This is a genomic window from Sphingobium terrigena (assembly GCF_003591655.1).
Lineage (GTDB): Bacteria > Pseudomonadota > Alphaproteobacteria > Sphingomonadales > Sphingomonadaceae > Sphingobium > Sphingobium terrigena.
Genome location: NZ_QVRA01000003.1, coordinates 81,710 through 100,152 on the forward strand (window position 1 = coordinate 81,710; position 18,443 = coordinate 100,152).

The window sequence follows — 18,443 nt, forward strand, 5'->3', positions numbered from 1 at the left end:
ATCGCCCAAGCGTCAAACCCGCGACTCGTCCGCCCTGCCCCTACGTCATGGCGGCAGTACGCAAAAACCGCATTTCCCGCTTGCACTTTACGTAAACGTAAATACATTCACGCCCGTATCCGATGCTCCCGGCAAGGGTGACCCACGGAGAGGGAAAATCTTATGGAAGCCTATATTTACGACGCCGTCAGGACGCCCCGTGGCCGGGGCAAGGCCGATGGCTCGCTGCACGAAATCACCCCGGTCCAGCTCGCCACGCAGGTGCTGGAGGCGATCCGCGATCGCAGCGCGATCGACACCGCAGACGTCGATGACGTGATCCTGGGCTGCGTCACCCCGGTCGGCGAACAGGGCGCGGACATTGCCCGCACCGCTGTCCTCAACGCCGACTATGCGCAGACTACGCCGGGCGTGCAGGTCAACCGCTTCTGCGCATCCGGCCTTGAAGCCGTGAACATCGCGGCGGCCAAGGTCATGTCGGGCGAGGCTTTGTTCGCCATTGGCGGCGGCGTCGAATCGATGAGCCGCGTGCCGATGGCCTCGGACGGCGGCGCGATCGCGATGGACCCCGCAGTCGCCTACAAGACCTATTTCGCGCCGCAGGGTATTGGCGCGGACGTCATCGCCACCAAATTCGGCATCAGCCGCGACGATGCCGACGCCTATGCCGTCGAAAGCCAGAGGCGCGCCAAGATGGCATGGGACGAAGGGCGCTTTGCCCGCTCCATCGTCCCGGTCCGCGACGTGATCGGCCAGGTCGTCCTCGATCATGACGAACATATGCGCCCCGACGCGACGATGCAGTCGCTGGGCGCATTGAAGCCCGCCTTCACCGCGCTGGGGGAGGAAATGCCCGGCTTCGACACCGTCGCCTTGCTGCGTTACCCCGAACTGGAGCGGGTCAACCATATCCACCATGCGGGCAACAGCAGCGGCATCGTCGATGGGGCCGCCGCCGTGCTGGTCGGTGGCAAGGATATTGGCGACAAATATGGCCTCAAACCCCGCGCCCGCATCCGCGCCATGGCTTCGATCGGCTCCGAACCGCTAATCATGCTGACTGGCCCGGAATTTGTCGCGGGCAAGCTGCTCGCCCGCGCAGGCATGACCACTGCCGACATCGACCTGTGGGAACTGAACGAAGCCTTCGCCAGCGTCGTCCTGCGCTACATGCAGGCGATGCAGCTCGACCATGACCAGATCAACGTCAATGGCGGCGCGATCGCGATGGGCCATCCTCTGGGCGCGACCGGCGCAATGGTGCTGGGCACCGCGCTCGACGAACTGGAACGATCCGGCAAGGGCACCGCGCTTATCAACCTGTGCGTGGGCGCAGGCATGGGCACCGGGATCATCATCGAACGTATTTAGAGAATTTCCGTTCGGGCTGAGCGAAGTCGAAGCCCCCCATCGAACGCAGTGAGATGCCTTCGCTCCGCTCAGGCGAGCCCTTCGACAGGCTCAGGGCGAACGGGGGAGAGGAGATCAAAATGAACACCATCACAATCACCACCGACGCCGACGGCATCGCCACCCTGACGATCGACGTCCCCGACCAGTCGATGAACGTCATCGGTCCCGATTTCATCGCTGATCTCGACGCCGCCATCACCCGCATCGCGTCCGAGGAAGCCATCAAGGGCGCGGTCATCGCGTCGGGCAAGGACAGCGGCTTCATGGCTGGCATGGACCTTAAATATTTCGGCTCGATGCTGGCCACCAGCGATGGCAGCCGCCCGCAACCCGCTACGATCTTCGAGCCTGTGTTCGTCCTCAACCAGCTGTTCCGTCGCCTCGAAACCTGCGGCAAGCCCATTGCCTGCGCGATCGAAGGCACCTGCGTCGGCGGCGGCTTTGAACTCGCCCTCGCCTGCCACCGCCGCATCGTCGGCGACAGCCCCAAAACCCAGCTGGGCCTGCCCGAAATCCTCATCGGTCTCTTCCCCGGCGGCGGTGGATCGCAGCGCCTGCCGCGCCTCATCGGCGTGCAGGCCGCGCTCATGTATATGCTCCAGGGCAAGCTGTTCCGCCCCGCCGAAGCCGCGATGCTCAAAGCCGTCGACCAGGTCGTGCCGCAGGGCACAGCGCTGGAAACTGCGCGCGAATGGGTCAAGGCCAATCCTACCGCCGCTACCCAGCGCTGGGACGTCAAGGGCTTCAAATTCCCCGGCGGCGTCGGTCAGTTCAATCCCGGCTTCGTGCAAACGATGGTCGGCGCGCTGCCGATGACGCTCAAGCAGACCCAGCGCAACATGAACGCCCCCGTCGCGCTCCTGTCCGCCGTCTATGAAGGCGCGCAACTCCCCTTCGACCGGGCGATCCGCATCGAAAGCAAATATTTCGCGAAAGTCGCCGCCGATCCGCAAGCCGGAAACATGATCCGCAGCCTGTTCGTCAACAAGCAGGCCGCCGAACGCGGCGCGCGCCGTCCCAAGGATCAGCCCAAAGCGCCCACGATGAAGCTCGCCATGCTCGGCGCAGGCATGATGGGCGCGGGCATCGCCACCGTCGCGGCGCAGGCGGGGATGGACGTCATCCTGTTCGACCGCGACATCGCTTATGCGCAAAAGGGCAAGGCTCATGTCGAATCCGTCCTGTCCAAGCGCCTGGGCAAGGGCATGACGCCTGAAAAGCTGGCCGCCACTCTCGCCCGCGTCACCCCCACTGCCAGCTATGCCGACCTTGCAGGCGCAGACTTCGTGATCGAAGCCGTGTTCGAGGATGTCGCGATCAAGGCCGAAGTGACACGCCAGGTCGAGGCTATCCTCGGCCCGGACGTCATCTTCGGCTCCAACACATCCACCCTGCCGATCACGAAACTGGCAGGCGCTTGGTCCAAGCCCGAAAATTTCATCGGCGTCCATTTCTTCTCGCCGGTCGAGAAAATGCCGCTGGTCGAAATCATCCTTGGGCGTCAGACCGGTCCCGCCGCCATTGCCAAGGCACTCGATTTCGTCGCCCAGATCAAGAAAACCCCGATCGTCGTCAATGACTCGCGCGGCTTCTACACTTCGCGCTGTTTCGGCACCTATGTGCAGGAGGGCGCAGAACTGGTCGCCGAAGGGATCAACCCCGCGCTCATCGAAAATGCCGGCAAGCAACTCGGAATGCCTGTTGGCCCCCTGGCTGTCAGCGACGAAGTGTCGATCGAACTGGGCTATAAGGTCATGACGGCGGCGAAGAAGGAACTGGGCGACGCCTATGTCGCGCAACGCTCCGACGACGTCATGACCCAAATGGTCGAGCTCGACCGCCTTGGCCGCAAGAACGCCAAGGGCTGGTATGACTATCCCGAAAACGGGAAAAAGGCGCTCTGGCCCGGCATCGCCGACCACTTCCCGCGCGCCGACGATCAGCCCGATGTCGAAGCGGTCAAGGAACGCCTCCTCTATCGCCAGCTGGTCGAATGCGCCCGCTGCTATGAGGAAGGCGTGCTGGAAACGCCCGAAGATGGCGACATTGGCGCGATCTTCGGCTGGGGCTTTGCGCCCTATACCGGCGGCCCTTTCAGCCATATGGACACGGTCGGCATCGCCCATGTCGTCGCCGTGCTGGACCGGCTGAGAGCCACCCATGGCAACCGCTTCGCCGCGACCGAGCAACTGCGCGCGATGGCGGCCACCGGCGGCACCTTCTACCGCCCCGCCCCCTCCCGCGCCGCAGCATGAAAAGACTGTAATTCGTAACGTCCCTCGTTTAGGTCTCTCCCAAATGTGTTCCCGCGCAGGCGGGAACCCAGTCCATAGGTCGGAACTGGGTTCCCGCCTTCGCGGGAACACGCCGCATTATGGGGTAAGAGCATGACCACAAAGCCAACAATCCTCGTCACTGGTGGCGCAGGCTATATCGGCAGCCATGCCGTGCTGGCGCTCAGGGATGCAGGCTATGGCGTGGTCGTCATCGACAATCTGGTCACCGGCTTCGACTGGGCCGTCCCCGCCGACGTGCCGCTGGTACGCGGCGACATAGCCGACCAGCCACTGGTCGAAGCGACCCTGCGCGACCATGACATCACCGCCATCATGCACTTTGCCGGATCGGTCGTCGTGCCAGAGTCCGTCGAAAATCCCCTCAAATATTATCACAATAACAGCGCCAAGACCCGCGACCTGATCGAAAGCGCGGTCCGCACCGGCGTCAAACATTTCATCTTCTCGTCGACCGCCGCCACCTATGGCACGCCCGACGTGGAAAAGGTGCGGGAGGACACGCCGCAGCGGCCGATCAATCCCTATGGCATGTCGAAGCTGATGACCGAATATATGCTGCGCGATGTCGCGGCGGCCCACCCGATGAACTTCTGTGCGCTGCGCTATTTCAACGTCGCGGGCGCCGATCCGCAGGGCCGCACCGGCCAGTCGACCGCAGGCGCCACGCACCTCATCAAGGTCGCGGTCGAAGCAGCCCTGGGCAAGCGTGCAGGCGTCTCCATTTTCGGCACCGATTTCGCCACGCCCGACGGCACCGGCGTGCGCGACTATATCCATGTCACCGACCTTGCTGCCGCCCATCTGCTGGCGCTCGAAGCGCTGATCGCCGATCCCGCGCGCAGCCATCTGCTCAACTGCGGCTATGGCCGGGGATTCTCGGTCCTTGAAGTCCTCGACGCTGTGGACCGGGCGACCAACAATCCTGTGCAACGCACCATGGCCCCGCGCCGCGCCGGGGACCCCGCCGCGCTGATTTCCGACAACAGCGCCATCCTCGCCACCTTCCCCTGGCAACCCGCCCATGCCGATCTCGACCAGATCGTCGCCCATGCGCTGGCATGGGAACGCAAGCTTGGCGATCGCGCATGAGCGAAGCCTCGGTCCGCACCTTCTTCGCCGCAAACGCGCCCGACATCGCCATCATCGACCAGGGCGTCAGCACCGCCACCGTGCTGGAGGCGGCGCAGGCGCTGGGCGTCGAACCCGCCCGCATCGCCAAGACGCTTTCGCTGCGCGTCGGCGAAACGGTAGCGCTGGTCTGCACCCGCGGCGACGCCCGCCTGCACAATGCCAAGGCGAAAGCTGCGCTAGGCGCCAAGCCCCGGATGCTCGGCGCGGACGAGGTTGAGGCGATCACCGGACATCCCGTCGGCGGCGTCTGCCCATTCGGCCTCGCCACGCCCCTGCCCGTCTATTGCGACATCTCGCTCCAGGCCTTCGCCACCGTCTTTCCTGCCGCCGGATCACGCACCAGTTCGGTCGAACTCAGCCCCGCGCGCTTGGCGCAGCTGACTGACGCCACATGGATCGACATCTGCACCCTGCCCGAAACCGTGGAATAATCTCATGCCTATAGAGCATCATTTTACCGAGGGCAGTGACGCCGCTGACCACCTCGCCACCCGCATCGCAACGCTGCTGGGCGAAGCGATCGCCACGCGCAGCACTGCCAGCCTGGCCCTGTCCGGCGGTCGTTCGCCCAAGCCCGTGCTGGAGGCGCTGGCCCGCACCCCGCTCGACTGGAGCAAGATCGTCGTCACTCTGGTCGACGAACGCTGGGTCACCCCGGACGCGCCCGACAGCAACGAACGGCTGCTGCGCGAAACCCTGCTGACCGGCCCCGCCGCCGCCGCGCATTTCGTGCCGATGAAGAATGACGCGCCCGACGCTTATGCAGGCCAGCCCGCCGTCGAAGCCGCCTTCGCCGCCATCCCCTGGCCGCTCGATATCGTCCTGCTGGGCATGGGAGAGGATGGCCACACCGCCTCGCTCTTCCCCGCCGCCGCCGAACTGGCCGATGGTCTCACCAGCACCGCCCGCACCATCGCCGTCACGCCCCCCGCCGCGCCACATCAGCGCCTGTCGCTGACCGCCAGCGCGATCCTCGCCGCCCGCCACATCTTTCTGCAAATCAGCGGAAACGCAAAAAAAACGGTCTATGCCCAAGCGCTGGAGGGCGGCCCGGTCGAACAGCTGCCCATCCGCCTGGCGCTGCTTCAGGATGCGACTCCGGCGGAAGTCTGGATCAGCGAATGACAAGTCCTCTCCGGTAAGGAGATCATGCTTCGAACCAGCCTTTGCAGCACGCTGCAACGCAGCTATCACCGGCCGAGGACGGAGAGGATGACCGGGGGCATAACCCTTTGACGGACATGCCATGCCCCCTGCCTCCGCGACCCTCGCGCCCCGCCCGCACAATCTCGCTGAAGATGGCTATGCCATCGCCATTGGCTGCGCCTTCATCGCCATGGGGCTGATGCTGCTCAAGGCCGCCAATCTGGTAACTGGCGGCATGGCGGGGATCGCGCTATTGCTCTCCTACATCGTGCCCTATCCGCCCGCGCCCCTGTTCCTGCTGATCAACATCCCCTTCTTCCTCTTTGCCGGGCGCGCGATGGGTTTGGCCTTCGGCCTCAAGACCTTGTTCGCCAATCTGGCGATCATGGCGATGGGGCTGATGATGCCCGCGGCGCTGCGTCTGGCGCAGGTCAGCCCGCTCTTCGCCGCACTGTTCGGCGGGTCGATCATCGGCTTTGGCATCCTCGCCATCGCCCGCCACGGTGCAGGCGTCGGCGGCCTCGGCGTCATCGCCCTGCTGCTCCAGAAACGGCGGGGGTGGAATGCGGGACGGACCCAGATGCTGGGCGACGCGCTGCTCCTCTTCGCCTCGCTCCCCTTGCTCAGCCTTGATCGCTTCGCCCTGTCGATACTCTCAGCCGCCGCCATCAACGCGGTGCTGATCGTCAACCACCGGCCCGGACGCTATATCGGTTATTGAGGCTCACACAGCGGATCACCGCCCCGACCACGCGCACGCAACGCACTCGCCGCATCATTGGCGATGCGCGGAAAGCTGACCCCCTCCAGCGTCCCGCGCCCTTCGCACAGGTCTGCGCAGGCCATGTCGACCACGCCGGGCAGCGCGACCTGATCGCCATCATATTGCGCCACGACGATGCAGCGGTCGCCACCGGAAAAGCTCAGGATCAGCTTGTCGCCCGTGCGGCGCGCCTGGCCCTGCCCCCGGCAGCTTTGCTCCTCGCCGAAATTGGCCTCCAGCCCGAACCGCAGCGCGCCGCCCTTGCCGGGGATGACACATAGCGCATCGCGCCCGGCCTCATGATCGCGCTGAAACAGGCCGAAAGGCGAAATCGCCGCCGCATCCGCAATCGCCCCGCTAGCGATCGCCGCCTGTTCCAGGCCCGACGCCGCAACGCCGCCCCTCACCGGTCCCGCATCGCTGGCCGGTTCACGCTGACACGCCGCCAGCAACAATAGCAGGACAGCGCTAGTCCGCCGCATCGACCGCCATAAGCCCGTCCGCGCCGACCCGGCGGAAGAAGCAGGATCGCGCACCGGTATGGCATGTCGGCCCCGCCGGCACGGCCTTCACCCACACGGCATCCTGATCGCAATCGATCCGAATATCGCGAACCTCCAGCATATGCCCGGACGTCTCGCCCTTCTTCCATAATGATTGGCGGCTGCGCGACCAGAAATGAGCCAGCCCCGTCTCGACCGTCAGCGCCAGCGCCTGCGCATTCATATGCGCCACCATCAGCACGTCGCCGCTGTCCACATCGGTGACGACGGCGGTGATCAGGCCATGATCGTCATATTTGGGATTAAGGGTCAGCCCCGTGTCGCGCGCATCGGTCATGCCGGGGCTATAGAGCGCAATCGCGATGCTGCGAAGCCCCTTCCCACCTGTCCGACGAATATGTCGGGATCAGGCCAGGACTAGCGCAAATGGGGCGATCGAGGGGTCTTGAACCCCCGACCTCCGGTACCACAAACCGGCGCTCTAACCAACTGAGCTACGATCGCCACAGCACTTGCCTTGGGGCACTTGGCCCCGCGAGAAGTGGGCACATATGCGGCGGATAACCGGGCGTCAAGCAGGCAATTGCACCCGCGCCATCTTTCGCCGGGGTTACAGCCCCGCCGCTTTCATCTGCGCGCGGAGCTTGACCAGCGTCCGCTCCGGCACGCGCGGACGTTCCTCCGCCGCCTTGCCCTTGCGCAGCCGCTCGCGCGTCTTTTCGGGCGGATCGACCACCCGCACCCGCACCGCGACCTGACCCTGCGCGCGCATCCCCAATTGCTCGGCTGCCCCGCGCGACAGGTCGATCACCCGCCCCTTGCCCGCAAACGGCCCGCGATCATTGACCCGCACCACGATCGTCCGCCCACTGTCCAGCGCCGTCACCTCGACATAGCTGGGCAGCGGCAGGCTGGTATGCGCCGCCGTCACCCAATCGGGGCGGAAGCGCTCGCCATTGGCGGTGCGGTTGCCCGATTCCGATCCGTACCAGCTGGCATAGCCCAGCATGTCATAAGCAGGATCAGCAGCCGGCACATAAGTGACGCCACGCACCGAATAGGGCGGGCCGATCCTGACCGGCACATCGCGCACCGGGCGGTAATCACCCCCCGCACACGCCGACAGGGCCAGTGCCAGCCCCAGCGCACCAAACCTACCCATCATGCCATCCCCATAACGCCCACCGCCACATCAAAGGAAGGGCGTCCATCTTTGCTGCAAACCCATCCTCCCCTTTAAGGAGATCATTGCGAAATTCACCATCTACAGAATTTTACGTCATCCCCGCGCAGGCGGGGATCCATCTCCGGACCTAAAATCGAGACGATAAGGTGGGAGATGGATTCCCGCCTGCGCGGGAATGACAAAGCGCTATGAGGCTATCCGAGTTTCACAAAGATACCCCTCAAAGGCAGGGGAGGATTAGTGCCAGATTTGCAAACTCCATCGTCGCCAAAAAGAAAAGGGGCGAAAGCTGCATCAGCCTTCACCCCCTTGCCCAGACATACATGCGCGCCTGGGGCTGTCCCCTGTGGCAACGCTACTCTCCTAAATGCTTTCCGGCCGCGATACCGGTTGTGGTCAGACGTGAGCGCTCGCCAGATGGCAAGCGCCCGGACCGTCAGTTGACCGAATCCTTGAGACCCTTGCCGGCCTTGAACTTGGGCTGGGCCGAAGCCTTGATCGTCATCGTCTCGCCGGTGCGCGGGTTGCGACCGGTCGAAGCCTTGCGCTGCGAAACGGAAAAAGTACCAAAACCAACCAGGCGCACTTCGTCGCCCTTCTTCAACGCGCCGGTGATGGCGTCGAATACACCTTCGACGGCCTTGCTGGCGTCGCTTTTGCTGAGACCGCTGCTGTCGGCGACAGCGCTGATAAGATCCTGCTTGTTCATGCCTTGGGAACCCCCTTGTGCTATTTGGTTGTGTAGGAATCGTGGCGTAGGCGGCGCAATAAGGCGCAGCTTCCAGCGCCTGTCAAAGGGAAAGCGACGAAGTCACCAGCTTCGATGCAAATTTACGCCATCAGGCATACAATCCCTCGAAACCGGCTGATATGCGCCGCTTTTTCCTTCGATCAATGCCGCAGTGCAGCATCCCCGTCCCGCGTCGGACCATTGCTCGGCTGCGCGGCGAGGTCATCCTCCTCGGTCCAGGCGATCGCTTCAGGCAGCGACACCAGCGCGCGGGCCAGCACCTCATCGACATGGGACACCGGCACGATTTCCAGCCCGTCGCGGATGTTGGCTGGAATTTCCGCTAGGTCTTTCTCGTTTTCCTGCGGGATCAGCACCGTCTTGATGCCCCCGCGCAATGCCGCCAGCAGCTTCTCTTTCAGGCCACCGATCGGCAACACCCGACCACGCAATGTCACCTCGCCGGTCATCGCCACATCCTTGTGGACCGGGATGCCCGTCAGGGTGGAAACGATGCAGGTCACCATACCGATACCCGCCGACGGACCATCCTTTGGCACTGCCCCTTCGGGCAGATGGATATGGATGTCCTTGCGATTGAACAGGCTGGGCTTGATGCCATAGCCGGGCGACCGCGCGCGGACATAGGAAAACGCCGCCTGGATCGATTCGTTCATGACTTCGCCCAGCTTGCCGGTCGTCTTGATCATGCCCTTGCCCGGCACGGTCACCGCCTCGATCGTCAGCAATTCGCCGCCGACTTCGGTCCATGCCAGACCCGTCACCGCGCCGATCTGATGCTCATCCTCACCCACGCCATGGCGAAATTTGCGCACCCCGGCATAGTCGGCCAGATTGTCCGGCGTGATGACCACCTTGTCATACTCGCCCTCCAATATCTTGCGCAGCGCCTTGCGCGCCAGCCGGGCGACTTCGCGTTCCAGCGTGCGGACACCGGCTTCCCGCGTATAATAACGGATCAGGTCGCGCACCGCGTCCTCCGTCACTTCAAACTCGCCGTCCTTCAATCCGTGCGCATCGATCTGCTTGGCGATCAGGTGCCGCTGCGCGATCTCGACCTTCTCATCCTCGGTATAGCCCTCCAGACGGATGATCTCCATCCGGTCCAGCAAAGCCTGCGGCAAATTCAGCGAGTTGGCGGTCGTCACGAACATGATGTCTGAAAGATCGACGTCGATCTCCAGATAATGGTCCTGAAACTTGTTATTCTGTTCCGGGTCCAGCACCTCCAGCAGCGCCGACGCGGGATCACCGCGGAAATCCTGGCCCAGCTTGTCGATCTCGTCCAGCAGGAACAGCGGGTTCATCGTCCCCGCCTTTTTCAGGTTGGTCACGATCTTGCCCGGCAGCGACCCGATATAGGTGCGCCTGTGGCCGCGAATCTCCGCCTCGTCTCGCACCCCGCCCAGCGACTGGCGCACGAACTCGCGTCCCGTCGCCTTGGCGATCGAACGGCCAAGCGACGTCTTGCCCACGCCCGGAGGACCAACCAGGCACAGGATCGGGCCTTTGAGCTTATTGGTGCGCGCCTGGACCGCCAGATATTCGATGATCCGGTCCTTGACCTTGTCGAGCGCGAAATGATCTTCGTCCAGCACGTCCTGCGCGCGCTTCAGGTCATTCTTGACCTTGCCCTTCTTGCCCCAGGGCAGGCCCAGCAGCACGTCGAGATAATTGCGCACGACCGTCGCTTCAGCCGACATGGGCTGCATACCCTTGAGCTTCTTCAGCTCGGCGGTTGCCTTGGCCCGCGCTTCCTTGGACAGCTTGGTCTTGGCGATCTTCTCGGTCAGTTCGGCAAGCTCGTCGCCTTCCTCACCCTCGCCATTCCCCAGCTCGCGCTGGATCGCTTTGAGCTGCTCGTTCAGATAATATTCGCGCTGGGTCTTTTCCATCTGGCGCTTCACGCGGCCACGGATCTTCTTTTCGACCTGCAGGACGCCCAGTTCGCCCTCCATGAAAGCGAAGACCATCTCCAGCCGCTTGACCGGATCGGCCTCCACCAGCAGCGACTGCTTGTCGGACACCTTGACGTTGATGTTGGCGGAGATCGCGTCGGCCAGCCGCCCGGCATCCTCAATCTCGCGCAGCTGCACCGGCGTTTCGGCGGGCAGCTTCTTGTTGAGCTTGGCGTAATTTTCAAACTGTTCGGCCACCGACCGCATCAGCGCGGCGGCTTCCGGTCCCTCGGCAACGATATCCTCTACCGTCTCGACATCCGAAACCAGATAGCCATCCTTGCTGTCCATCGTCTGCAAACGGGCGCGATGCTTGCCCTCCACCAGCACCCGGACGGTGCCGTCGGGCAGCTTGAGCAGCTGCAACACGATGGCGACGACGCCCGTGTCATAGAGCGAGTCGCGACCCGGATCATCCTCGGCCGGATCGAGCTGCGACACGAGGAAGATTTCCTTGGAACCTTCCATCGCCGCCTCCAGCGCGGCAACGCTCTTGTCACGACCAACGAAGAGCGGGACGATCATCTGCGGAAAGACGACAATGTCACGCAGCGGCAGAAGGGGATATTGCACGGTCATTCACTCTCCGGGGCCAAAAGACGCGGCCCTGTCCTACGGTTCATCGCCTTTATGGGGATGCCCGTCGCACCAATCAATCGTCACTTGTCATAATGCCGCAACGATGAACCGGGGGTTATCGGGTTTTGGCGGGCCAGGAACGGCCCTACGCCCATCAGAATGGCAGCTTGAAGCCCGGCGGCAGTTGCAGGCCGGATGTCATCTTGCCCATTTCCGCGTTGCTGACCTCATCGGCCTTCTTGCGCGCATCGTTGAAGGCGGCGGTGACCAGATCCTCCAATATCTGCTTTTCGGACGGCGCGAGCAGCGTCTCGTCGATCGACACGCCGATGATCCGCCCCTTGGCCGACGCGCGCACCTTCACCAGCCCGCCACCGGCCGCGCCTTCGACTTCCAGCTTGTCCAGATTGTCCTGCGCGCGTTGCAGTTCCTCCTGCACACGGGTGGCCATGCCCAATATTTCGTTCAGATCTTTCATGCGTCATGCACTCCATTGTTCCGGCTGGTCGGTTTCGACCAGCGCAGCATCGGGGAAAGCGGCCATCGCCGCCTTGACCACCGGAATTTCCAATATGTCGGCGCGAGCCTCCGCCTTGGCCGCTTCTTCGCGCTCCAGCAAGGTCGGTTGGGCTGCCGCGTCGCTGAGCGTCACGCGCCATCCGATCCCCGTCATCTCGCGCAACGCCTGGGTCAGGCGACCGGCGAAGTCGGACGGCAATTGCGGCGTCGCGCGATAGTCGATTTCCGGCGGCGCATAGCGGACCAGCCCGACACAATCATGCAGCTCCTGCGCCAGCTGCCCCTTGCCCTTCTGCCACAGCGCTTCGATCAGATCCTCGAACGTCGCAGGCAGCTTCGCCGCCGGGCCAGCCGCCGAAGCCGGAGCCGATGCCGCAGCAACCGCCCCCGATGGCGCAGCCACGACAGGCCCGCCCTCGCGCAGCAGCCGCGCCAGTTCGCCCGGATCGGGCATGGTCGCCGCGTGCATCACCCGTAGCAGCGCCATTTCGCAGCTTTCGATCGGCAGGACCGCGCCCGCCACCTCGTCATGCCCCTTCAGCAGCAATTGCCACAGCCGATGCAACGGCGCGAAGCCCAGCTGCGACGCCCAGTCGGCCAGCGCCTCGCGCTCCTCGGCGGACTGGCCGGGGCTGGCAATGTCGCGCCCGGCCTTCACCAGCGTCACCGCATGGACCAGTTCCAGTAGCCCGCGCATCAGCGCCAGCGGCTCGACCCCCAACGCATATTGATCGCGCACCCCGGCCAGCAGCGCGGCGGTATCCCCCTCCAGCAACAGCCCCAGCAACCGGCGCACCGATCCGCGATCGGACAGGCCCAGCATGTCGCGGACCTGGGTGGCGGTGACCATCGGCTCGCCCTCACCCATCTCGGCATGGGCAATGGCCTGATCCAGAATCGACAGCCCGTCACGCGCAGACCCTTCTGCCGCCTGCGCGATCAGCGATAGCGCATCCGCCTCCGCCGCGACGCCCTCGGCCTCCACGACATGGGCGAAATGCCCCGCCAGCAATTCAGCCGGAATCCGCCGCAAATCGAATCGCTGGCAGCGCGACAGGACCGTCACCGGCACCTTGTTCACCTCTGTCGTGGCGAACAGGAATTTCACATGGGCAGGTGGCTCCTCCAGCGTTTTCAACAGCGCGTTGAACGCATTTTTGGAAAGCATATGCACTTCGTCGATGATGTATATTTTGTAGCGCGCCGACACGGCGGCATAGCGCACCGCCTCGATAATCTCGCGCACATCATCGACGCCGGTATGGCTGGCGGCGTCCATCTCGACCACGTCGATATGCCGCCCCTCCGCAATCGCGCGGCATGGTTCGCACACACCGCACGGGTCGATCGTCGGCCCGCCCTGCCCATCCTCGCCAATGCAGTTCAGCGCCTTGGCGATCAACCGCGCGGTCGACGTCTTGCCGACCCCGCGCACCCCGGTCATCAGGAAGGCGTGCGCCAGCCGCCCCCGCTTGATCGCATTGCCCAGCGTCTGGACCATCGCGTCCTGGCCGATCAGCTCGCGGAAATTACGCGGCCGATATTTGCGCGCAAGGACGCGATAGGGCTGGGGGGAATCGGACATATCTGTGTCCTAGCCGCTTGGGCGGCCCTTGTCGAAGCAGGATGATGGCTGAAAGGTGGGAGCCGGAACGACCCGCGGCAAAATCACTGTGGCTGCTTCCGTCAGGACCTGACCAGGTTGGCGACGACCTCGTCCGCCCGACTCCCGGCGCGGCATATGGCGAAGAAGGATGGGGATGGCAAGGGGTATGGCAACCGTGCTCCCGCGCAGGCGGGAGCCCAGTCGAGGCGGCAGAACTGGGCTCCCGCCTGCGCGGGAGCACGAGCGTTTAATCCAGCCCGCTCTTCTGTGCCTTCGCCAGAAAATCGAGCGCCGCCTGCGCCGCCTGCGCAATCGCCGCCTCCGCCGCCTTGGCGTTCACGCTCGGCCGGTCGAGATAGACGGCGAGTATATACTCCTCGCCCGACGGCGCCTTCACCAGCGCCACGTCATTATAGGCGGTGCCGCATGTCCCGGTCTTGCTGCCCGACGTCCAGCCTTCGGGCAGGCCCGCCTTGATCCTTTTGTCGCCGGTGCTGCTGGCGTTGAGCCAAGCCCGCAGGCGATCGGCGCTCTCGCCCTTCATATCGCGAAACAGCAGCCGCCCCATCAGCCCCGCGATGGCCGCAGGCGTGGTGGTATCGCGCGGATCGCCCGGCGCATTCTCATTCAATGTCGGTTCGTTGCGATCCAGCCGGGTCACGCTGTCGCCATGCGCGCGCATGAAAGCCGTCAGCCCCTGCGGCCCGCCCAGCATCGGCAGCAGCAGGTTCGCCGCGCTATTGTCGCTCACCTCGACCGCCGCCTGCGCCAGCTCGGCCATGCTCATCCGGCCGCGCTTCTTGTTCTTCTTCACCACCGGTGCGTAGTCGAGGATGTCGTCCTTGCCGAACGGGATCTGCCCGTCCAGCCCGAACTTGCCCCCCTCCGCGCCGATCAGCACGGCAGCGGCCAGCGGCGCTTTGAAGGTCGAACAGAGCGCAAACCGCTCGTCCCGGTTGAAGCCCAGGATCAACGCCCCCTTGCTGTCCACCAGTGCGATGCCCAGACGCCCGCCAGTCTCCTCCTCGATCGTCCTGGGATTGCGCACCGACGCCAGCGCCGATTGCGGCACCAGATAGCGCGGCGGCGGCGGCAGCAGCGAATCGAGCCGCCCGGTCGGCACTGGCTCCGGCACCTTCTTCTTCGGCGCGGCCAGCGTCGGCGCGGTCAGGCACAGGATCGCGGCCAACGCAGCGAAACGGAGCGGGCTGATGCTCACATGCCCTGCATATTATAGGATTCGGCGGGAATACGAACGGTCAGGCTGTCCAGCCCTTCCGCCAGCACGATCTGGCAGGACAGGCGGCTGGTGCGCGTGGCAGCGGCTGCCAGGTCCAGCATATCCTCCTCATCCTCGCTCGCGCGTCCCAGATGCGGAAAGTCCGCTGCATCGACGATGACATGGCAGGTGGAACAGGCCATCTGCCCCTCGCACGTCCCCTCCAGTGGCTGGCCCGCCGCCTGCGCCACATCCAGCAGGACCGATCCCGCCGGGGCGTCGACTTCCTGCCGTCGCTCGCCATCGGCGCTGATGAATATGATCCTGGTCATTGACGCGACGCTCCCTGTCACGGCGCCGTTTGTTCGGCTGCCGCCCTGTTCAATGCCTCCGCAGCGCTCTCCAGTTCGGTCGCTGTCGTGTAGCGGCCAAAGCCGATCCGCACCGATCCACGCGCCTGTGCGTCTGTCAGGCCCAGTGCGCGCAGCACATGGCTAGGCCGCCCGGACCCGCTTGCGCAAGCGCTTCCCAACGAAAAAGCAATATTGCGGCAATATGACAACAGCCGCGCCCCGTCGATTCCCTCGCAGCGCAGGTTCAGATTGCCGGGATAGCGCGCCTCCGCGCTGCCATTGATCGTCCAGTCGGCAAACAGGCTACGCGCCATCGCCGCCAGCCTTTCGACATGCGCGCGATCATCCTCAGCCCGCTCCCGCATCAACCGCGCCGCCACGCCGAACCCGGCGCACAGGGCAGGCGACAGCGTGCCCGACCGCAAGCCGCCCTCCTGCCCCCCGCCATGGATCAGCGGCGCAGGCTTCACCCCGTCGCGCAGCCACAATGCGCCGACACCCTTGGGACCGTGAATCTTGTGCGCGCTGATCGCTACCATGTCGCAATTGTCAGGGATCGGCACCCGGCCATAGCCCTGCACCACGTCGCACAGGAACAAGGCACCCGCGTTCCGCGCCAGATCGGCCAGCGCCGCGACCGGCTGGATCACGCCAATCTCATTATTGACCAGCATCGCCACCACCAGCGCAACGCCGGGACGAATGGCCCGCGCAGCCGCATCCATATCCACCAGCCCGTCAGGCCCGATCGGCAAGATCGTGACCGTCCGCCCAGCGCGACGCAAAGCGTCCACCGTATCCAGCACGGCGGCATGTTCCGTCGCGATCGTAACAATGTCCCCCGACGGCGCGCCCTGTATCGCGATATTCAGCGCCTCGGTCGCCCCGGACGTAAAGAGCAAACGCCCCCCACTCGGCAACAACCGACCAATCTCCTCGCGCGCTACCTCCACCTGCGCGGCGGCGGCCCGGCCCAGTCGATGCGCGCTGTGCGGATTGGCAAACTGATCGCGCAGCAACGGCACCATCGCGTCAAAGGCTTCCGGGGCAAGCGGCGTTGTCGCCTGATAATCCAGATAAATCATCGCCCCGCCCGCGCCGCCATGGTTACCCACTGGCCCAGGAACCGCTCGACATCGGCCTCGCTCGTCTGCGGCCCGAAACTGACCCGCACCACCTCGCTCGCCGCCGCCTCGTCCCATCCCATCGCGTGCAGCACATGGCTGGTCTTGAGCGACCCCGACGAGCAAGCGCTGCCCGCCGACACCGAAATCCCCGCCAGATCGAACTGGATCAGCTGCGCCCGCGCCGACAGGCCCGGCATCCGGTAGCTGGCAATGGCCGGAATCCGCGCCGCATCGCGCGCAACGACTTGACCCCCTGCCGCCTCAATCCCCGCATCCAGCCGCGCCCTCAGCCGCGCCGCATCGGGCAACCAATCCGTCCGCGCCTCCAGCGCCGCCGCCATCGCCAATATGGCAGGCAAATTCTCCGTCCCCGCCCGATAGCCCTGCTCCTGCCCGCCCCCGGCGTGCAGCAGCCCCAAGTCGCGCACCAGCAGCGCGCCAATCCCCGGCGGCCCGCCAAATTTATGCGCACTGATCGCGATCATGTCCGCGTCCGGCAACGGCAACTTCCCCGCACTCTGGGCGCAATCAGCGAAAAGCAACGCATCCCCGCGACCCAGCCCATCGAGCGGCTGGATCACCCCGGTCTCATTATTGACGTGCTGGATGGCGAGAACTGCGCACCCCTCCCCAACCCCGTCATCCCCGCGAAGGCGGGGATCCATCTCCGGCGTTGGGACTGCCGATAAGGTGGGAGATGGATTCCCGCCTGCGCGGGAATGACGGAAGGAAACTAAGCCATCTCCATCCACCGCCAGCCGCTCCGCACCCTCCGTCACCCGCAACACCGAATCATGCTCGACTGGCGATGTCACCACCCGCTTTGCCTGGCCCCGTGTCAGCCCAATCGCAATCGCCTCGCTCGCCCCGGACGTGAAGATCACATGCCCCCGCCACCCCAGCGCCTCGGCCATCCGCGCCCGCGCCGTCTCCAGCATCGCGCGCGCCGCGCGCCCGTCTGCATGGGGACTCGACGGGTTGGCCCAGCGGTCCAGCGCATCGACCATCGCCGCCTTGGCGGCGGGCAGCATCGGCGTGGTCGCGGCATGGTCAAGATAGAGGCGTTGGGCAGCCACGATGCGATGCTACTCATTGATTGCGGAAATGGCGGCGGCTTCTATATAGGCGGTCTGCCGCGCAGCGCCAGCTTCTGGCGTGGCGCGCGTCCTTTTGCCACCGCCCGCCGACCTGACATAGGTGTTCGGTGGCCATAACGATAACAGGTGCCATGCCCGACGTAATCTTTACCGGACCCGAAGGTCGCCTCGAAGGCCGCTTCAGCCCCCCGCCCCGCCCGCGTGCGCCGGTCGCCATGATCCTGCACCCGCACCCCCAGGGCGGCGGCACGATGAATGACCGCATCACCCAGGCGCTCTACAAGACTTTCGTGAAGCGCGGCTTTGCCGTGCTGCGCTTCAACTTCCGCGGCGTCGGCCGCAGCCAGGGCACGTTCGACAATGGCATCGGTGAATTGTCCGATGCCGCAGCGGCGCTCGACTGGGTGCAGAGCTTCCATCCCGAAGCGCAGACCACCTGGATCGCGGGCTTCTCCTTTGGTGCCTGGATCGGGATGCAGCTGCTGATGCGCCGCCCCGAAATCCGCGGCTTCATCTCGGTCGCGCCGCCCGCCAACATGTACGACTTCTCCTTCCTCGCCCCCTGCCCTTCATCGGGCATCATCGTGCAGGGAACTTCGGACGAAGTCGTAACCGCCAGCGCCGTGCAGAAGCTTGTCGACAAGCTGCGCACGCAAAAGGGCATCACCATCCACCACGACGAAATCCGTGGCGCCAACCATTTCTTCGAACATGAACTCGACCAGCTGATGAAGTCGGTCGACAATTATCTCGACATGCGCCTGTCCCCGGACTCGCCGATCCGCTGAGGGCCGG

The 18,443-nt window shown here is 64.7% G+C and carries 18 protein-coding genes, 1 tRNA gene and 1 other RNA gene; 7 read left to right on the forward strand and 13 right to left on the reverse strand.

From position 1 onward, the window contains the following. Nucleotides 1-162: 162 nt before the first annotated feature. The 6 genes from D0Z70_RS04335 to D0Z70_RS04360 all read left to right on the forward strand — a co-directional run bounded on the left by D0Z70_RS04335 (nucleotide 163) and on the right by D0Z70_RS04360 (nucleotide 6,708). Nucleotides 163-1,371 carry an acetyl-CoA C-acetyltransferase gene (locus D0Z70_RS04335; protein WP_119744194.1) on the forward strand — a complete coding sequence of 403 codons (1,209 nt, stop codon included), beginning with the start codon at nucleotides 163-165 and terminating at the stop codon, nucleotides 1,369-1,371. A 119-nt stretch (nucleotides 1,372-1,490) separates the two neighbouring features. Further along, on the forward strand, nucleotides 1,491-3,668 hold the full coding sequence (locus D0Z70_RS04340) for a 3-hydroxyacyl-CoA dehydrogenase NAD-binding domain-containing protein (RefSeq protein ID WP_119744195.1): 2,178 nt from the start codon (nucleotides 1,491-1,493) through the stop codon (nucleotides 3,666-3,668). A 132-nt stretch (nucleotides 3,669-3,800) separates the two neighbouring features. Continuing rightward, the gene (gene galE / locus D0Z70_RS04345; protein WP_119744197.1) at nucleotides 3,801-4,799 is read left to right on the forward strand and encodes a UDP-glucose 4-epimerase GalE; all 999 of its coding nucleotides are present in this window, start codon (nucleotides 3,801-3,803) and stop codon (nucleotides 4,797-4,799) included. Continuing rightward, nucleotides 4,796-5,272 carry a YbaK/EbsC family protein gene (locus D0Z70_RS04350; RefSeq protein WP_119744199.1) on the forward strand — a complete coding sequence of 159 codons (477 nt, stop codon included), beginning with the start codon at nucleotides 4,796-4,798 and terminating at the stop codon, nucleotides 5,270-5,272. The genes galE and D0Z70_RS04350 overlap by 4 nt, the downstream gene beginning before the upstream one ends. Nucleotides 5,273-5,276: 4 nt before the next feature. Further along, complete coding sequence (gene pgl, locus D0Z70_RS04355) at nucleotides 5,277-5,966, forward strand: 6-phosphogluconolactonase (protein ID WP_119744201.1); 690 nt, start codon at nucleotides 5,277-5,279, stop codon at nucleotides 5,964-5,966. A gap of 121 nt (nucleotides 5,967-6,087) precedes the next feature. Beyond that, the gene (locus D0Z70_RS04360; protein ID WP_119744202.1) at nucleotides 6,088-6,708 is read left to right on the forward strand and encodes a YitT family protein; all 621 of its coding nucleotides are present in this window, start codon (nucleotides 6,088-6,090) and stop codon (nucleotides 6,706-6,708) included. Here D0Z70_RS04360 and D0Z70_RS04365 read toward each other — a convergent pair. The 13 genes from D0Z70_RS04365 to D0Z70_RS04425 form a co-directional block, all read right to left on the reverse strand. Beyond that, nucleotides 6,702-7,232: a hypothetical protein gene (locus D0Z70_RS04365; protein ID WP_119744204.1), complete on the reverse strand. Its 531-nt coding sequence runs from the start codon at nucleotides 7,230-7,232 to the stop codon at nucleotides 6,702-6,704. The genes D0Z70_RS04360 and D0Z70_RS04365 overlap by 7 nt on opposite strands. Then, on the reverse strand, nucleotides 7,219-7,590 hold the full coding sequence (gene hisI, locus D0Z70_RS04370) for a phosphoribosyl-AMP cyclohydrolase (RefSeq protein WP_119744206.1): 372 nt from the start codon (nucleotides 7,588-7,590) through the stop codon (nucleotides 7,219-7,221). The genes D0Z70_RS04365 and hisI overlap by 14 nt, the downstream gene beginning before the upstream one ends. A gap of 90 nt (nucleotides 7,591-7,680) precedes the next feature. Next, nucleotides 7,681-7,757, reverse strand: a tRNA-His gene (locus D0Z70_RS04375). 106 nt (nucleotides 7,758-7,863) lie between these two features. Then, on the reverse strand, nucleotides 7,864-8,415 hold the full coding sequence (locus tag D0Z70_RS04380; RefSeq protein WP_119744429.1) for a septal ring lytic transglycosylase RlpA family protein: 552 nt from the start codon (nucleotides 8,413-8,415) through the stop codon (nucleotides 7,864-7,866). Between the two features lie 460 nt (nucleotides 8,416-8,875). Beyond that, nucleotides 8,876-9,148 (reverse strand): HU family DNA-binding protein, encoded by a 273-nt coding sequence (locus tag D0Z70_RS04385; RefSeq protein ID WP_006959670.1) that lies wholly within the window; start codon nucleotides 9,146-9,148, stop codon nucleotides 8,876-8,878. Nucleotides 9,149-9,330: 182 nt separating this feature from the next. Next, entirely contained in the window at nucleotides 9,331-11,727 is a 2,397-nt protein-coding gene (lon, locus tag D0Z70_RS04390; protein ID WP_119744207.1) for an endopeptidase La, read from the reverse strand. Nucleotides 11,728-11,881: 154 nt separating this feature from the next. Next, the gene (locus D0Z70_RS04395; RefSeq protein ID WP_119744209.1) at nucleotides 11,882-12,205 is read right to left on the reverse strand and encodes a YbaB/EbfC family nucleoid-associated protein; all 324 of its coding nucleotides are present in this window, start codon (nucleotides 12,203-12,205) and stop codon (nucleotides 11,882-11,884) included. Nucleotides 12,206-12,208: 3 nt separating this feature from the next. Further along, nucleotides 12,209-13,831: a DNA polymerase III subunit gamma/tau gene (locus D0Z70_RS04400; RefSeq protein ID WP_119744210.1), complete on the reverse strand. Its 1,623-nt coding sequence runs from the start codon at nucleotides 13,829-13,831 to the stop codon at nucleotides 12,209-12,211. Nucleotides 13,832-13,882: 51 nt separating this feature from the next. Continuing rightward, an RNA gene (ffs, locus tag D0Z70_RS04405) (signal recognition particle sRNA small type) lies at nucleotides 13,883-13,980 on the reverse strand. Nucleotides 13,981-14,099: 119 nt separating this feature from the next. Continuing rightward, complete coding sequence (gene blaSGM, locus D0Z70_RS04410) at nucleotides 14,100-15,071, reverse strand: SGM family class A beta-lactamase (RefSeq protein WP_119744211.1); 972 nt, start codon at nucleotides 15,069-15,071, stop codon at nucleotides 14,100-14,102. Then, the gene (locus D0Z70_RS04415) at nucleotides 15,068-15,403 is read right to left on the reverse strand and encodes a 2Fe-2S iron-sulfur cluster-binding protein (protein ID WP_119744430.1); all 336 of its coding nucleotides are present in this window, start codon (nucleotides 15,401-15,403) and stop codon (nucleotides 15,068-15,070) included. Before D0Z70_RS04415 ends, blaSGM begins: the two co-directional genes overlap by 4 nt. A 17-nt stretch (nucleotides 15,404-15,420) precedes the next feature. After that, nucleotides 15,421-16,509, reverse strand: a complete 1,089-nt coding sequence (locus tag D0Z70_RS04420; protein WP_119744431.1) for a cysteine desulfurase family protein — start codon at nucleotides 16,507-16,509, stop codon at nucleotides 15,421-15,423. Continuing rightward, the gene (locus D0Z70_RS04425) at nucleotides 16,506-17,627 is read right to left on the reverse strand and encodes a cysteine desulfurase family protein (RefSeq protein ID WP_119744213.1); all 1,122 of its coding nucleotides are present in this window, start codon (nucleotides 17,625-17,627) and stop codon (nucleotides 16,506-16,508) included. The genes D0Z70_RS04420 and D0Z70_RS04425 overlap by 4 nt, the downstream gene beginning before the upstream one ends. Nucleotides 17,628-17,779: 152 nt before the next feature. On the opposite strand from D0Z70_RS04425, the gene D0Z70_RS04430 reads away from it, so the two are divergent. Then, nucleotides 17,780-18,436 carry an alpha/beta hydrolase gene (locus D0Z70_RS04430; protein WP_017184627.1) on the forward strand — a complete coding sequence of 219 codons (657 nt, stop codon included), beginning with the start codon at nucleotides 17,780-17,782 and terminating at the stop codon, nucleotides 18,434-18,436. The last annotated feature ends 7 nt before the right edge of the window (nucleotides 18,437-18,443 follow it).